Consider the following 15,520-nt stretch of genomic DNA (forward strand, 5'->3'; position numbering starts at 1 on the left):
ATTTCCACCTCTTCGGCATGGATCAGGAATTCCCTGGGAATCCTCACCGCTTGACTGTTCCCGCTTTTGAATACCTTCGCCGTTTTCATCACAAGCACAAGCCTCTGTATATACATTAGGATATACGGATTACGACGTCAATGGCGACATCGTACGAATAGCAAAGGGTTCAACCGGCATCATTCTCCTCACCTCGCGCCCGGCGGAGCCCATTACAGACGACGCCCCTAAATCGACTTGTCATTCCGTTTAAGCAGGCTCTTCGCTTCGCGCTTTGAGCTGAATGGACCGGCGACAATCTTCATTAAATTGCGCGCCTCTTCCACAACGAAGTAACTGCTGCTGAAGCCCCGGGTGACCCTGAATTTGCAAGAACCGGATTCCGCCTTCATGTCATCCGACGCTCGTTGTACGGCCTCGGCAATCATTGTCAGGAAAGTACGCAAGATGACAGACAGATCAGGTCCGCTGACGTCGAAAAAAGGGATCGTTGCTCGGGGGCGTCATGAGCCGCGTATACACGAAACCCAGACGGCCTTTCGCCGGACATCGAATCGCACTGGCGGCCGTCTAAACCAGTAAAACAACCAAACCAGTCGAAGTGTATTTTCCAGAACTAAAAATGTGAGAACGACTATGAATGCTATTGAATTCATCAAGCAAGACCACCGCCGGATCGAAGAGTTTTTTGAGAATTTCCTCGATGCCGAATCGGAGATGACCCAGGACGACCTCTTTCGGGAAATCGAGACGGGGCTGAGCGCCCACTCTGAAATGGAGGAACAGGCTTTGTATCCCGCGTTGCAGGATATCGTGCCCGGAAAGGTTGATGAAGCCCTCGAGGAACATGCTGAAGTGAAAGAACTGCTGGCCGACCTGCATGATGCCGATCTGACCGAGGAAGGCTTCGAATCCGGTTTTCGCAAACTCGTGGAGGATGTTCGTCACCACGTTAAAGAAGAAGAAGCGCCGGGCGGCATCCTGGAGGTCGCAGCCGAGTCCCTTTCCGCCAGGCAGCTAACGGAGATAATGAACGACATGCTCCGTGTGCAGCGCAGCATCAAACAGGACCTTGCGGCATGAGCCCGCTCGCTGTCCAGGGGATCGCCCGCTGAATTCGCCGCTTCTTTGCCTGGTGAAGTTCGTGATGGACATGAAGTTCGCAGGTTGTAGGTGTTAATCCGGCGTTTTGGATGCCGAAATGCCCTCAACACAATGGGGGGAAATATGAAAACGCCAATGGAATATCTGCGCTCTAAACAGGAAAAGGGCGCAGTCGGTTACATCATTTTATGGCTGATGGGCGTGCCTGCTTCCGTTCTCTGCGTCATCTTTCTGCTACGCGGTTGCACATAAACTGATTCCTTCTACGCCTGACTGTTGATGTCTTCGTCCAGGCGGTGCGGCGGGTTGTCGGAGACACTGCCGCATTATTTTCTTGCCGCATAAATTCGAAGATTGACAATGTTGGGAATCGTGTTGGAAAAGCGGCTGGCACAGCGGGGATTGGCGGTTTATTTCACTGCACTGGTCCTGGGTTCTGCATTCTTCGAATGGAAGATCACGGAGACCGGCGAAGCGATCGAAAGGCTTCCATGGCTGATGCTGGCTTTAATGTATACACCGGGAGCCGCTTCGATCGTTGCGCGACTGGCGTGCCGCGAGGGCTTCGGCGATATCTCTTTCCGGCCGGGAGGCAGCGAAGGCCGCCGCACGGCGTTTCTCGCCTGGTGTTATCCCGTCATCGTCGGTTTTGCGGCGTACGGCACCGCCTGGATGACCGGCCTCGCAAGATTTCAGCCGCCTCTGGGTCCGCAGTCTCACCTTTATGTGGCCTCTCCGGCAGGGAACCTTTTAACATCGTTTGCGCTGACGTCCACGCTCGGTACCATCGTGAGCGCCGTATCGGCATTCGGAGAAGAACTCGGATGGCGCGGCTATATGTTGACGAGACTGATCGTCGCGGGCGTCCCCAAACCGGTCCTGGTCAGCGGACTGATTTGGGGTGTATGGCACGTGCCGCTCATATTAACCGGGCAATATGCGGCAGGTTCGCAGCCGCGGTTGTCGGCGGCGCTGTTCTTGATCGGTGTGCTTGCGGATGCTTATCTCGCAGCCTACGTGCGTCTTCGATCCGGTAGCATCTGGCCGGCGGTAATGTATCATGCGGCATGGAATGCGATCATTCAGCTTACATTCGACCGCGCGACTGTCGGCGTGCCTCTGGCCGTTGGTGAATCCGGATGGCTGACCGCTGCGATTGCGATCGGCGCAGTGATATGGATCACGCGCGGTCCCTGGAAACTGCAGCGCCGGCCGGGAGAGCCGCTGCTGAACCCGGAATTGTGAATGCGTCGAATTTAAGGGGGATCTTTTTAATCTGCCGTTTCGTACTTATCATCATGCGTCCGGCGCAAAAACCATGAAGCAGATTGCGATCTTCATTGCCTTCTCCTGCGCCGCCGTGATGAGCAGTTGCGGGCCAATCCACAGCGAACCTCCGGACGTCCAGGTCATGAAGGAGTCCAGGCCCGTGGGGAACGTAAAGGAGTTGGATGTCGCCCTGAAGTATGACGTGGGCAATCTGGAGATCACGAAGATTGCAGATGAGAACCTTTTTTCGTTCGAGCTGCAATACGACCGGAACCGTTACGAACCCACATTCCGGTTTGATGACGGCGAGCACGCATCGATGCGTCTGGAAATGACGGGCCGCTCCGGCGTGGGGATCGGTGGTTCGCAGAGCGACAATGACCTGACGTTGCGGCTTTCCGACAAAATACCTCTCGGCCTGGACGTCACCACCGGTGTCTCTGAATCCCACCTGGAGATGAGTTCGCTGCAGGTTCGCCGTTTGCATCTGCGCGGCGGCGTCGGGAAGACCGACGTTACCTTCGATAAGCCGCCCGCTGAGCCGATGCAGTCTCTGGATGTCGAAAGCGGTGTCGGTGAGCTGGTCATCCGTGGATTGGGGAATACGCGCGTCGGCCACGTCGACCTGAAGGGAGGTGTGGGGCGGACGGAGCTGGACTTTACGGGCGACCTTGGCACGGCCACCAGTGATGCGACCGTCAAAGTCGGTGTCGGCGCGATCCGGCTCATCATTCCGCGGGATGCCGATGTAGAGATCGACGGTGAGGGAAGCTTCCTTTCCAATATCAGCGCTCCATCATTCGACCATCATGATCGGACCTATACCCATCAGGGCGGCGGCGGCTCGCACATTCGAATCCGCGTGCAGAGCGGCATCGGGGGCGTCGAAGTCGAGCTGATTTAATCTGTTAACGAGTCATAAAGGCAGGAAAATCAGTAGGGAACCGCCATTTCCCTTGTGTGATTGCCATGCCTTTTCTGGCCGCTTCTCTACCATCAAAGCGAAGCATAGACGCGGCTTTTCGAGTGGCACCAGCATTGCTGAAAAGGATCACGTAATCCACAGGAGGACTACCACAAATGAAGCGCGTCCTTTTCAGTATGGTCTTTATAATCGTGGCGAGTGCAGTCGCTTCTGCGCAGTCATTCACATACTATTTTCCGCAAGTTGCCGTCGGCCAAGGCTGGCGGACAACGATCTTTTTGAGCAACGTGACCGCGAGTCCGGCAACCGCCACTCTGAGCTTCACCGCGGATAACGGCGGCCCCTTCTTCAATAACTGGCTTGATGAGAACGGAAATAATGTAACCTCCGGCGCGGCGATGTTTTCCGTCACATTAAACAGCGGTGAAAGCCGGAAGTTTGTGTCTGTGGATGATCATCCTCTGGAGACCGGCTACGCGACGGTAACGGCAAATGCCAGCGTGGTCGGCAATGCGATGTTTTCACTGCTCGACGCCGGCGGCAACATCGTGGCGGAAGCGGGCGTCCCGATGGCCATTCCACTTGGAATACAGGCTGTATTCATCGATACCACAAACGGCTTCAGAACGGGCGTGGCCATTGCAAATCCGAACACCGGGGATCTTGAAGTCCATTTCGAAGTCTTGAGCGATACCGGCCAGGTGCTGAATTCAACGATCCAGACCGTTCCCGCTTTGACCCATATCTCGGAATTCACCGATCAACTGTTTCCGGGACAGGCGCCCATGGTCGGCCGGCTCCAGTTCTGGTGTATGAATCCGATGGTTTCGGTAGCCCTGCGATTCAGCCCAACGGCTCAATTCACAACCATGCCTCCGATTGCGGTGTCCAACTAAGAAGTAGTCCAGCCGCAGATGACGCGGATTACGCAGATGGGGCGTCCCATCTGCGTAATCCGCGTCATGTTAAGATGGCGCGATGACGACGCGGGCAGAATTGAAGTCTTATCTGGATGATCTCAAACTGCGGTTTCTGGCCGATCCAAATGCAGCCGGGATAGAGAAAACGATCAGCGCCCGGATCGACGACATCATCCAGGAGTGCTGGGGCACCCGCGTACCGCCCAAGTCATTCGCTCTGATGGCGATAGGGGGATACGGGCGGGGAACGATCCATCCCGAATCCGACATCGACCTGCTGTTCTTTTTCAAGGAATCGATCGACGAGGAGGCGATCAAGAGCGTGCTGCACCCACTTTGGGGTTTGCAGTTCAAGGTCGGCCATCAAATCCGTCACACCGATGATTTTAAAGAGTTCGATGACACGCACATGGAATCCTACACGGCCTTCCTCGACTGCCGATTCCTGGTTGGGGATCCCGCCGTTGCGCACGAGTTCGAAAACGAAATTCTCCAGGACATGATCCGAAAGAATCGCACCCGGTTCCTGAAGTCGCTTGCCGGCATGAAGGCGGCCCGCTATACACAGTTTGGCGATACGATTTTCCAGCTCGAACCGGACCTTAAGGAGGCGCCGGGCGGGTTGCGGGACATTCATTGGTCCGGTTGGGTTCGAAAGTCGCTCGGGGCGTCCCCCGATCATATGACTCCGCCCGATGCCCTCGGTTTTCATCATCAGGTCCGCAATTTTCTGCACTTCAATTCGAACCGCAACTTCAATGTGCTTTCCTTCGAGTTTCAGGAGCAAATCGCCGACAAGTTGGCATACAAAGCTTCCCAGCACGGAGATGCGGCCGAAAATCTGATGCGCGATTACTTTCTGCGGGCAGCTGAAATCGCCCGTGAAGCGCGATTCTGGGAAGAAGCCATCGTGGGGCGTCCCAACACGATCAGTGTGAATTCGGATTTCTCGGATCCGTTCGAAATGATCGATGCTTTTGCAGAGGCTCATCGGAAAAACGCATTACTGGATTCCGCGACGCTTGAAACGATACGGCAACGCCTTGCAACGGCCAACGGAGCGATCAGCAATCACCCGCGCGCGGGCCGGATTGTCCTCGAAATGATGAAAGACCGGAAAGGCATCTATGAAGTGCTGTTGGCGATGCATGAAGTCGGTCTTCTAGGGCGGATTTTTCCGGACTTCGAAGAGATCCGCTGCCGCGTGATCCGTGATTTCTTTCACAAGTATACGGTCGACGAGCATTCGCTGATTGCGATCAGGAACATTGAGCAGCTTCCTTCGTCGCATCACTTCTCGGTTCTGTTGAATGAGCTGGAAAATCCGGAACTGCTGCTGTTGTCGCTGCTGTTTCATGACATCGGGAAAGCGCACAGGCATGATGAAGGGAATCACGTTCATCCCAGCACGGAGGGTGTGAAGGTTATTCTGGGAAAGCTCGAGATCCCCGCAGACCAGGCCGAAAAAGTCATCTTCGCCGTAAAAGCGCATCTCGAGATGTCGAAAATCATTTTGCGCCGTGACTTCAGCGATCCCCAGGTTATCCGTCAATTCGCGGACATGGTCGGCAATGCCGAAAATTTGCGGATGCTCTGCCTCTTGACGTACGCGGATATGAAGGCCGTCAACAATGAGGTTGTCACTCCCTGGAAAGAGGATCTTCTGTGGCAGCTATACGTGGAGACCTACAACCAAATCACGCTTGGGCTTGCCGATGACCAGTATTCTCAGCAACAGGAGTTGGAGAGTGACATCGATGCCATCACCAAACTGCTTCCGCCGGGCACGCCATCGCAGCATATTCGCGATTTCCTTGACGGCTTCCCGCGCCAGTATCTGAGGACGACTCAGAAAAGACAGATAGCCGATCATTTTTTGCTCTCGCGGAAGCTCGCAGACCGCCCCATGGTGATGCACATGGCGAAGAACGGTGCGGTGTATGACCTTCTCGTCATGACAGCCGACCGTCCCGGCCTGTTTTCGAAAATTACAGGCGTGCTCTCGTATTTCGGGATGAACATTGTGCGGGCGCAGGCATTCTCAAATCGTCACGGCACGATTTTCGATTTGATTTCGTTCGAGGACCCCGACCGCTACTTCGAGAAGAACCCTTCCGAAGTGGACCAGTTTGCGAAAGTCCTGAACGACGTCATACGCGGGACAGTACAGTTGAGCACCTTGCTTGATCGAAAGTTCAAGAGCGTCGTCTTCAGGCAAAAGAAGGGTCTGACGGTGCCAATGGAGATCCATTTCGATGACGAGTTTTCCAAACGCTGTACGATCATGGAAATTGTCGTCCAGGACGCTTTTGGACTTCTATACCGCGTGGCCTCCGTCATCGCGTCCCACGGCTGCAATATCGAAGTCGCATTGATTACAACTGAAGGCCACCGCGCGCTGGATGTCTTTTACATTACCCGGCAGGGTAAAAAGGTGGAGCCTGACCTGGAGGAGCAGCTGAAGGGTGGGATTACCACCGCTCTTCAGCATGCAGATTAGACGTCCCGTTCTCCGGTACGGATGTTGTAGCCCTGTTCAATGGGCAGAACGAAGACCCGGCCGTCGCCGATTTCTCCGGTCCGGGCAGTCTCGATGACGGTCTTGATCACATCGTCGACCATTTCATCCTGGATGACGAGTTCGATCATGATCTTCGGCAGAAGTGTTACGCTGTACTCGGTGCCGCGGTATACCGCCTTATGACCCTTCTGGCGTCCATGTCCGCGCACCTCGGTTACGGTCATACCCGCCACGCTGAGTTTCGTCAGGGCGTCTTTCACTTCCTCTAATTTGTTGGGGCGAATAATCGCCTTTATAAGTCTCATACTTCCTTTGTCGCAAAAATCCCTATAGCTGTCTAGACAATAGTAAATCAATCGACTCGAAGATGCGGTTCACTTTTCCGGTGTGATCCTGATAATCCTGGAGGAACGGTTCGGAGCCGGGATATCCCAGCAAGCGCGCGCATGTCGTCAGCTCCTCATGCGTGCGAGGCAGGGAATGAGTTTGCGCATCGTTGACCATTTGCAGCTTGTTCTCCACATCCCGCAGGAACAGGTACGCTTTCGTGAGTGTCTCACACTGTTCGGCCGGGATGATCTGCCGGTTGCACAATGCCGCCAGGGCACGGAGTGTGTTGCGATTCCGGATCTCCGGAAACTGCCTGCCGAAGCGGACCTGGAGTGATTGTGTGATCAACTCAATTTCGCGTATCCCGCCGGTTCCGAGCTTGACGTTGCGGTCCTTCTGATCGCGCTTCAGCATTTCCTGATCGATCTGCCGCTTCATCTGCCGGACGTCCTCCAGTTCCTTCCCGCCGAACGGAAGGCCGTAGATGAACTCATCGGCAACTGCCAGAAATGCGCTGCCCAGCTTGCGGCTGCCGCCGACCGGCCAGGCCTTTGAGAGAGCCAGGCGCTCCCAGGTTCGCAGCCGCGTCTGAAGATACCGTTGATATTCTTCGAGGGAGTTGACGACCTTGCTGCCATGCCCTTCAGGCCGCAGCCGCAAGTCCACCCGATAAACGTAACCTTCCGCCGTCAAATCGTTCAAGCCTGCGGTGATTTTCTGGCAGAGCCTGCGAAAATACTCGAAGGCCTCAACCGGGACTGCTTCCTCCTGCGCGGCGGAATACAAAAATGTCAGATCGACATCCGAGCTGAAGTTCAGTTCACCGCCGCCCAGTTTGCCCATGGCGAGAATCGTGAATTCCCGGAACGCGGAGTTGGGAATGCCGAACTCGTGCCGCAGGGCGGCCGCGCAGATCCAATGGGCCGCGGAGATCAGTGCTTCGGCGAGGATCGAAAGCGCGGACAGGGTCTGTTCGACCGGGCACAAGCGCAAAAGATCCCTCACCCCGATGTGGAGCATTTCTCTGCGCTTGAAGAACCGCAGATAGTCGAGCTGTTTCTGTTCGCTTTCCAGCATCCTCAGCGTCTGGATCAATTCGCGCTCGATGGCGCGCTTCCGGCGGGCGGTACCCAGGGTTTGCGGGTCGGTCAACCAGTAGAAATGATGGGGATCACGAATCAGGATCTCGGCCATGTATGGACTGCCGCCCAGGGTCTTTGCCAGCAGTTCGATGATTCCGGGTGTCTCCTTCAAATACGAAAACAGCCGGGCCTTGTTCAGAGCTGCCTCCGTAAAGCGTTCCAGATAATTCAGCGATTGGTCGGGATTGGCGGAACCGGCCGCGGCTTGGAGGATCTCTTCGACGATATCGGCCAGCATTTGCCGTTCGCTCGGATCCGCCGTCATCCGCTGAAGATTCGCATCGGCTTTCAGGGGGTCTTCGAACCCGAAGGGGCCGAGCAGCGCGGCAACCTGGTCCCGGTCGAGGCGGGGCGCCAGGAGTAAGTCCTTGACGTTTAGCGGCTCCATGCTGACTGATACGATAAGGTGAAAAAGGGGGGCGCACACCTGAATTCCGTAATGCAGGAATTCAGGTGTGCGTCCCCTTCAAGCGTGATGAGACCGCTTTTGCAGGGCAGTGGATTTGAAACTCGCGTCCCCGAGGACCTCATGCACCTTGTTCATCAGTTCCCGCGTCGTGAAGGGTTTCATCACCAGTGCGACGGATCCTTCCAGGATGCCCTGTTGGCTTATCATTTCCGCTGTGTATCCGGACATGTAGAGCACTTTCATGTCAGGCCTGAGCTTGGTCAGGCGTTCGGCCAATGCTGGTCCGCTGCCTTCAGGCATGACCACATCCGTCAACAGGAGATCGATGGGTCCTTGAAATTCGTTGCTGATCGTTACAGCTTCTCCTGGACCGCCCGCCGAGAGGACCCGATACCCTTTCAACTCCAGAATCTCGTTCGTTAACTCTCGCACGGTCTCATTGTCTTCGACAACGAAGACTGTTTCGCCCCTGTTTTCCATAGCCGGTCTTCTGGCATGGGAGGATTTCGGGGCCTTATCCGTTCGAGGCAGATAAATACTGAAAGTCGTTCCAATGTGCGGTTGGCTCTGCACGATGATGGATCCGCCACTCTGTTTTACGATGCCGTAGACCGTCGGTAAACCAAGCCCGGTACCCTTGCCGGGCTGCTTTGTGGTGTAGAAGGGCTCGAAAAGATGGTCCAACACTTCGGCATCCATACCGGTTCCGGTATCGGTTACAGTCAAAACCATATAGTTGCCGGGCTTCGCGTCAAGCTGATGAACCTTGGTGAGATCGGGCAACACAACCGCAGAGGTCTGAATGGTCAGCATCCCGCCCGCCGGCATAGCGTCCCGCGCATTGACAACAAGATTGAGCAGGACTTGCTCGATCTGCGTCGGATTGACCTTTATGTATTCATGCCGTGAGGTTAATACCGAGGTCAACTGGATGTTTTCCGGGATCAAGCGCTCCAGCATGGGGTGAAGTTTCCGGATGATGGCGTTTAGATCGACGACTTCGTGCTGGATGGTCTGCTTCCGGCTGAAGGCAAGGAGTTGCCGGGTGAGTGACGCAGCCTGCTCGCTGGCGGCGTGAATTTCTCCTGCATGCCGGAGAGGCAGCGTCTGGTCGGCAAGAAGGTCTATCAGCAATTCGGACCGGCCGAGAATCACGGTGAGCAGATTGTTGAAATCGTGCGCGATGCCGCCGGCGAGCCTGCCAATGGCTTCCATCTTTTGCGCCTGCCGAAGTTCCTCTTCCAGAGCCTTGCGTTCCTCCCGGTTCGACTGTTCCCGTAACGCGCGGTCGATGCTCAAGGGCAAACGGTTCAATCGAGACTTCAGAACATAATCGCTGGCGCCCTGTTTGATATAGTCGACTGCGGATTCGTCTCCGAGGCTTCCTGTCACTACAATAAAAGGAGCGTCTTTACCAAGCTCCTGAAGAAGTTTCAGCGCCTCCATTCCCGTCCAGTTTGGAAGATTGTTATCCGCGAGAACGACGTCGTAAGACCCCGCGCTCCAGTGTTGCCGAAACGCGTCCGGGGCGTGAACCACGTCATATTCAAAAATGTAGCCTTCCGCTTTCAACGAATAGACCAGGAGCTCGACATCGATCGGGTTGTCTTCAACGATGAGCAGTCGTAATGTTTTGTGAGAGACTTCTTTTTGGTCCCGCATATCGCCTCTTGCAAATGCGTGTGAATCGGCGCGTTTGCTTGCAATCGCTGTGCCAGACTCCAATTCACTGAGCCAAAACGAGCTGTACCGGCGCCCGGGAAGCCAGATCGTCACTTTTCGTTACCGAACAGCCAATGCGATTCCCAGATCACCGGCCGTCAACCGCCGTTCGCCGATAAGCTATGGCCTATCCGGCCAAAATCCGGAGAATAAACGATGAAACATCGTGATGCGGAACAGAATCGATCGAAATTCGTATAGCAGACAAGGGTTAAGGGAGGCAGAAGAAGTATGGCTGGTATCTTGGAGAAAGTCCGTATTGGTCTTTTGGCTCAAGCGCATAGCGTGCTTGATAGGTTGATCGATCTCAATTCGCCGCAAGCCGTCCGGGAGTACATTCGCGAATTGGAAAGCTCGATTGAAGGCATTGAAAACGACGCGGCGGAAGCGGCCGGCCATGTCACGACTACCGACCGTGAAGTTCATCGGCTGATGGGCCAGATCGAATCCTACGACCACGCGATCGACACGATTTTGACCAGCAGCGATGCGGCGGCCAACGACAAGGCGCGCGAGCTGCAGGTCAAATTGAACGGCTATAAACAGCAGTTGGACGCCAAGCAAACCGAGCTGGCGGCCGCGAAAGAGACGGCGGATGCGATCACGCATTCATTGTCCGCCCTGCGCAGCAAGCACACCAGTATGGTCCAGCAGCTGACCACGCTGGACAGCATGGACAAAGCGGCGAAGGACAAGGAACGCGCTGCCAGAGCGCTGCAACAGGCGGCGAAGATTACGAGCCTTGGCAGCGACATCTCGGTTGACGACCTGGCATCACGCATCCAGGCCAGACACGATGTGGCGGATGAGAAACTGAAACGCGCGCTTGCGTCCGTCGACGACACGCTCGAAAAAGACGTGGCCCTGACGCAGGCCGATGCCGACCTTGCCGCCCGCAGAGCCCGGTTGACCGGTCAGAAGGCGTCCTTACAACTTCCAAGTTCCACGTAGGGGAAAGCGAATGGCGGATTCTGCTGAGCTGGGATTTGTTCTCTTGTCGCTTCTGGCTTTTCTGGTTGTCGCCCGCTCGGTTTTCGGATGGGTGGCTCGCGCGGAGGGCTACAGCTTGACAGTCGAAACGACGGTTAAAGACAACCCGGCGGTTGGAATCCGGTTTGGATTGTTCCTGCTCGCGTCCGTCATTCCTTTTCTGAATCTGCTGCAACCTTCCGGAGCCGGCTTCCGCGAGAACTTCAACGTGGTCGCCTTCTACGGGCTGTTTTCGATCGTGCTCCTCATTATTACTCGCGAAGTGAACGACAAGTTGATCCTTTTCAGCGTCAACAATGACGCTGAGGTCATCGGGAAAAAGAATGTCGCGATCGCGCTGGTTGAAGGCTCCTCGTATCTGGGAACGGCCTTCATCGTTTCCGGCGCTTTCTCGAACGTGGAAGCCGGCATCGGCGCTGCGTTCCTTTGGTTTGGCGTAGGACTGGCTGTCCTGGCGATTCTGGACAACCTCTACGCGCTCGCCGTTCCCGGTATGCAGGAGGCGCTGGCGTCCCAGGATCTGGCGTGCGCCTTGTCTCTGGGCGGCTTCCTCGTTTCCGGCGGCATGGCGCTGGGAGCGTCGATCAGTGGAGAAAGTTATGGCTGGGCCCAGGACGCGATGGATGTCGCATACTTTCTCGCTGTATGGTTTCTGGTGATCATCGTTGTCCACTTCGTCATGAACCGGCTGTTTCTGCCGGGCACCAGAGTTCGCAAGGAATTGCTCGTCGACCGGAATGTCGCGGCCGGTGTTATCGAAGCCGTGTTGTTCATAACGGTCACGCTCTTCTACATCCGAGTCCGAGGATAAACATGATGCGCCGATACCTACAAGCACCGATCCTGTTGCTCCTGGCCTGCAGCCTCCTCGCTCCTGCATATATGTATGGAAAGGGTGGCGGTGGTTTCCACGGCGGCGGCCGTAGCTTCGGCGGGGGTAGCCGTCCAAGCGGGTTCAGCAGTGCAAGATCATTTTCAACTCCGAGAGCTCCGGTGTCGTCTCCGAGCCGCAGCACATTCAAGCCGTCCGGAGGATTCTCGACTCACTACGACAGCGCGGCGTCGGCTGCGGAGCGCGCGCAGTCGTCGCGCAGCCTTTATGAGCGCGCCAACGGCGTCTTCAACGGAGGCCGAACGGGCAACGCCGAACGCGTCGGACAGGTCACGCCGGAAACTCTGGAAACAAGACCGGCCCGTGAAGCTACGATCTTCCGTTCCTACAGGACGCAGCCGGTGGCGGTATATCACGATTCGTTCAATCCCTGGTTCTGGTTGTGGCTGCTCGATCGCGGCCAACGCGATCGGGATCTGTGGATCTACAACCATCGCGACGACATGGATCAACAGCGTTACCAGGATCTCGTTCAAAAGGACGCCGGCCTCGAAAACCGCCTGCACGATCTCGAACAGCAGGGCGTGGCGCGCGATCCGTCCTACACGCCCCCGGGCGTCGATCAGGATCTCATGTACGATGACAATGCCGTGCAGCAGGCGGCCCAGAACCAGTCCCACCCGGCATGGGATTTGCTTTTCGCCTCGGTGGCGATCGGCGCCGGCGCATATCTCATTTTCTTTGTTCCGATGTTTCGTCCGAAGAGGCGGGCCTGGTAATGGAAGCACCGAAGCTCACCGCCTGGCAGGCATTCAAAGAGCTGCTGTCGGGACCTGAAGAAAAACCGATCGCGCTGCGCGTCTACAATCCGTTTGCCCTGAAGCCGGCGGATTTCGTGACCATCGACGATATTCTCAACGGGATTCAATCGGCCCAGTATCAAGTCACTGAAGTGGATGCGTATCGCCGGCTGATTGGCGACCGGACATATGAATCGGTGGACTACGCTCTGGAGAATTCAAATGACGAATGGCTCACCATTCGCGTCAGCGACGAGCCCGGCCTGCCCGGTACAACCGAGCGAACGATTCTTTTGCTATTCCCCGATTACGAGGGCGAATATGACGAAGAACTGCATAAGAAAACCCTTCCGAGCGGCGTTCTGGAGATCAAAGACGACCAAGGACAGGTCATTGCAACCTATGAGCGTCTTCATGGACTCAAAGAACCCTATCGCGCGGACGTATTGGTCCTCACGGCCAGCGAAAACCCCCATCACGAATCTTATGAGTATTGGGACTTCGGCCGGAAGACCGGGGACGGCAGGGAAGAGTTCTACTTCGTTGAAATGAGTACAGAAACGGGTATGTTCCATACCTGGCGAGCCGTCCACACCAGCGAAAACGAACTTTCCTTTCTTCGCCACTCCAACGGGTAGTGTCATCATGATAGATCTGTCCGAAGTTGGCGCCTTTCCTGCTCTTACCGCAGCCGGATTTGAGATTACCTTCGGTATCTATCTGCCTGGTGTTCGTGCCACCGACGGATTCGATCTCGTTGTCCGCATCATTCATACCCATGATCGCTTCGATCCCGCGATTCTTCCACAGGATTTCAATATGACCTGGACGGCGGGTAGTGCGTTAGATCTATGGGCGGCGACAGTCAGTGTACAACCGATTGCCGGAACTAATTTTGGTGCGGAGGGTGTTTACCTGTATCGCTATCAGCTTTGGTGGACTCCGGCCGGAAAACCGCGCCAGCTGATCACGCTATGGTTTACGGATCCGTTCGCCCGCCAGACCGACGTCGGGCTCTTATCGGCGGTGACGCTTTCAAGAACGGCTTCGCCGTTCGTCTGGAACGACGGTGCGTATCGTACGCCAGACCTTGACGATCTCATCGTATATGAGCTCGAAACAGAGCAGTTTAACGATACGTTTGACGGCGTCATTGACCGCCTGCCGTATCTGCAAAGCCTGGGCGTCAATTGCCTTGAGCTCATGCCGGTCACCAGCCCGAAATTGGACTTCGACTGGGGATACGGTCCCCTGCATTATTTTGCTCCGAGCGCCCATATCGGCGGACCGGATGGTCTGAAGCGGCTCGTCAATGCCTGTCACAATCGGCAAATGGCCGTAATCCTGGACGTGGTGTATCAGCATGTCGATCCGGCCTTTCCTTACAGTCAGGTTTATGCGGATATCGATTCGACTGTTGGAGCTCCTCGCGTACCGAGCCCGATGATCTCCGGTTCGGGCCCGTTCGGTCCGCAGTGCGATTTCTCACACGCCTTCACGCAGGAATATTTTGCCGCAGCAAATGTCTATTGGTTGAACGAATATAACGTCGATGGCTTCCGATACGATGAAGTCACCGATCTCTATACCAGTCCGACCGACACGGCTTACGCGATGCTGGCGTACAAGACGTACAACGAATCCCTGGGTATTCCCAGGTTCTTACCCGCCGCCCAGAGCTACAGCCGGATCATCCAATGTGCGGAAGCGCTGTCCAAAGCTCCCGATGTCCTGGGCAACACGTATACGAACTGCGCATGGCAGGATGATCTTCTTAATACTGCAGAATGGATCGCAGCCGGAAATACCCCGTCAGATGGACTTGCCCATACGTTAGATCCGCTGTTCAGCAACCGCTACCCGTCAACCAAGGCCGTCGTCAACCCGGCTGGCAATCCCGTGGATATGCCGGTGGCGCCTTTCCAATACCTGAATTCGCACGATCACAGCCATCTGATTGTTTTCTCCGGCACGACGGGAAGCGGTGTTCTTCCGCCGGGCGATCGCAGCCGCTTTTGGCGGCTGCAGCCGCTGATCATTGCTTTGTATACTTCGCAAGGCATACCGATGCTGTGGGAAGGTGAGGAATTCGCCGACAATTACAATCTGCCATCCGATGGCTCGGCTCGCATCGGTCTGCGTCGTGATACGCATTGGGACTATTTCTATGACGCCTATGGCCTTGCCCTAATCCGGCTTTACCGCCGGCTCGGTTCACTACGCCGGTCATTGTCCGCGTTGCGCAGCCGTGAGTCTTTCTATTACTGGCAGCAATCGCTGGTGAACAACCAGATGATTGCTTACCACCGGCACGCTGCGGCAACCCCTGGCGCTCCAGAACAGTACGCAATGGTCATCTTGAACTTCGGTCAGACCAGCGGCACGATAACACTGCCGTTTCCGAAGGCGGGGACCTGGACCGAAGAATTGGATGCAGATGTTCGACAGTCGCCCGAAACTGTCCAGGTGGGCTCCGCCGGCGACTTGCAGCGTGTTACCGTGCCTTCCAATTACGGTTGTGTGTTTGTGTTGTAGAGTGCCGCCATCGGGTCCCCC

Annotated in this window: 13 protein-coding genes; 10 read left to right on the plus strand and 3 right to left on the minus strand. The window is 55.8% G+C overall.

Annotated features, from left to right (window positions below; all coding sequences use genetic code 11):
• The first annotated feature begins 636 nt into the window (after positions 1-636).
• The 5 genes from VGK48_23365 to VGK48_23385 all read left to right on the plus strand — a co-directional run bounded on the left by VGK48_23365 (position 637) and on the right by VGK48_23385 (position 6,718).
• Positions 637-1,083 (plus strand): hemerythrin domain-containing protein, encoded by a 447-nt coding sequence (locus tag VGK48_23365; protein HEY2384125.1) that lies wholly within the window; start codon positions 637-639, stop codon positions 1,081-1,083.
• Between the two features lie 381 nt (positions 1,084-1,464).
• Positions 1,465-2,349 carry a CPBP family intramembrane glutamic endopeptidase gene (locus VGK48_23370; GenBank protein ID HEY2384126.1) on the plus strand — a complete coding sequence of 295 codons (885 nt, stop codon included), beginning with the start codon at positions 1,465-1,467 and terminating at the stop codon, positions 2,347-2,349.
• Positions 2,350-2,422: 73 nt separating this feature from the next.
• On the plus strand, positions 2,423-3,277 hold the full coding sequence (locus VGK48_23375; GenBank protein ID HEY2384127.1) for a toast rack family protein: 855 nt from the start codon (positions 2,423-2,425) through the stop codon (positions 3,275-3,277).
• Between the two features lie 176 nt (positions 3,278-3,453).
• A complete protein-coding gene (locus VGK48_23380) occupies positions 3,454-4,194 on the plus strand; it encodes a hypothetical protein (GenBank protein ID HEY2384128.1) in 741 nt (246 codons plus the stop codon).
• Positions 4,195-4,276: 82 nt separating this feature from the next.
• Positions 4,277-6,718, plus strand: coding sequence for an HD domain-containing protein (locus VGK48_23385; GenBank protein HEY2384129.1), 2,442 nt, complete (start codon positions 4,277-4,279; stop codon positions 6,716-6,718).
• On the opposite strand, the gene VGK48_23390 is transcribed toward VGK48_23385, so the two are convergent.
• The 3 genes from VGK48_23390 to VGK48_23400 form a co-directional block, all read right to left on the minus strand.
• On the minus strand, positions 6,715-7,044 hold the full coding sequence (locus VGK48_23390; GenBank protein HEY2384130.1) for a P-II family nitrogen regulator: 330 nt from the start codon (positions 7,042-7,044) through the stop codon (positions 6,715-6,717). The genes VGK48_23385 and VGK48_23390 overlap by 4 nt on opposite strands.
• Positions 7,045-7,066: 22 nt before the next feature.
• Complete coding sequence (locus VGK48_23395) at positions 7,067-8,599, minus strand: hypothetical protein (GenBank protein ID HEY2384131.1); 1,533 nt, start codon at positions 8,597-8,599, stop codon at positions 7,067-7,069.
• Positions 8,600-8,677: 78 nt separating this feature from the next.
• Positions 8,678-10,282 carry a response regulator gene (locus VGK48_23400; GenBank protein ID HEY2384132.1) on the minus strand — a complete coding sequence of 535 codons (1,605 nt, stop codon included), beginning with the start codon at positions 10,280-10,282 and terminating at the stop codon, positions 8,678-8,680.
• Between the two features lie 291 nt (positions 10,283-10,573).
• On the opposite strand from VGK48_23400, the gene VGK48_23405 reads away from it, so the two are divergent.
• The 5 genes from VGK48_23405 to VGK48_23425 are packed head-to-tail and all read left to right on the plus strand — an operon-like array spanning position 10,574 to position 15,499.
• Complete coding sequence (locus tag VGK48_23405; protein HEY2384133.1) at positions 10,574-11,293, plus strand: PspA/IM30 family protein; 720 nt, start codon at positions 10,574-10,576, stop codon at positions 11,291-11,293.
• Positions 11,294-11,303: 10 nt separating this feature from the next.
• Entirely contained in the window at positions 11,304-12,143 is an 840-nt protein-coding gene (locus tag VGK48_23410) for a DUF350 domain-containing protein (protein ID HEY2384134.1), read from the plus strand.
• 2 nt (positions 12,144-12,145) lie between these two features.
• The gene (locus VGK48_23415) at positions 12,146-12,943 is read left to right on the plus strand and encodes a hypothetical protein (GenBank protein ID HEY2384135.1); all 798 of its coding nucleotides are present in this window, start codon (positions 12,146-12,148) and stop codon (positions 12,941-12,943) included.
• Positions 12,943-13,602 carry a hypothetical protein gene (locus VGK48_23420; GenBank protein HEY2384136.1) on the plus strand — a complete coding sequence of 220 codons (660 nt, stop codon included), beginning with the start codon at positions 12,943-12,945 and terminating at the stop codon, positions 13,600-13,602. The genes VGK48_23415 and VGK48_23420 overlap by 1 nt, the downstream gene beginning before the upstream one ends.
• A gap of 7 nt (positions 13,603-13,609) precedes the next feature.
• Positions 13,610-15,499 (plus strand): alpha-amylase family glycosyl hydrolase, encoded by a 1,890-nt coding sequence (locus tag VGK48_23425; GenBank protein HEY2384137.1) that lies wholly within the window; start codon positions 13,610-13,612, stop codon positions 15,497-15,499.
• Positions 15,500-15,520: the final 21 nt, after the last annotated feature.

The organism is Terriglobia bacterium (genome assembly GCA_036496425.1).
Lineage (GTDB): Bacteria > Acidobacteriota > Terriglobia > 20CM-2-55-15 > 20CM-2-55-15 > 20CM-2-55-15.

Coding starts and splice junctions, on each gene's coding strand:
- VGK48_23365 (HEY2384125.1), top strand. CDS start 637: ATGAATGCTATTGAATTCATCAAGCAAGACCACCGCCGGATCGAAGAG.
- VGK48_23370 (HEY2384126.1), top strand. CDS start 1,465: ATGTTGGGAATCGTGTTGGAAAAGCGGCTGGCACAGCGGGGATTGGCG.
- VGK48_23375 (HEY2384127.1), top strand. CDS start 2,423: ATGAAGCAGATTGCGATCTTCATTGCCTTCTCCTGCGCCGCCGTGATG.
- VGK48_23380 (HEY2384128.1), top strand. CDS start 3,454: ATGAAGCGCGTCCTTTTCAGTATGGTCTTTATAATCGTGGCGAGTGCA.
- VGK48_23385 (HEY2384129.1), top strand. CDS start 4,277: ATGACGACGCGGGCAGAATTGAAGTCTTATCTGGATGATCTCAAACTG.
- VGK48_23390 (HEY2384130.1), bottom strand. CDS start 7,044: ATGAGACTTATAAAGGCGATTATTCGCCCCAACAAATTAGAGGAAGTG.
- VGK48_23395 (HEY2384131.1), bottom strand. CDS start 8,599: ATGGAGCCGCTAAACGTCAAGGACTTACTCCTGGCGCCCCGCCTCGAC.
- VGK48_23400 (HEY2384132.1), bottom strand. CDS start 10,282: ATGCGGGACCAAAAAGAAGTCTCTCACAAAACATTACGACTGCTCATC.
- VGK48_23405 (HEY2384133.1), top strand. CDS start 10,574: ATGGCTGGTATCTTGGAGAAAGTCCGTATTGGTCTTTTGGCTCAAGCG.
- VGK48_23410 (HEY2384134.1), top strand. CDS start 11,304: ATGGCGGATTCTGCTGAGCTGGGATTTGTTCTCTTGTCGCTTCTGGCT.
- VGK48_23415 (HEY2384135.1), top strand. CDS start 12,146: ATGATGCGCCGATACCTACAAGCACCGATCCTGTTGCTCCTGGCCTGC.
- VGK48_23420 (HEY2384136.1), top strand. CDS start 12,943: ATGGAAGCACCGAAGCTCACCGCCTGGCAGGCATTCAAAGAGCTGCTG.
- VGK48_23425 (HEY2384137.1), top strand. CDS start 13,610: ATGATAGATCTGTCCGAAGTTGGCGCCTTTCCTGCTCTTACCGCAGCC.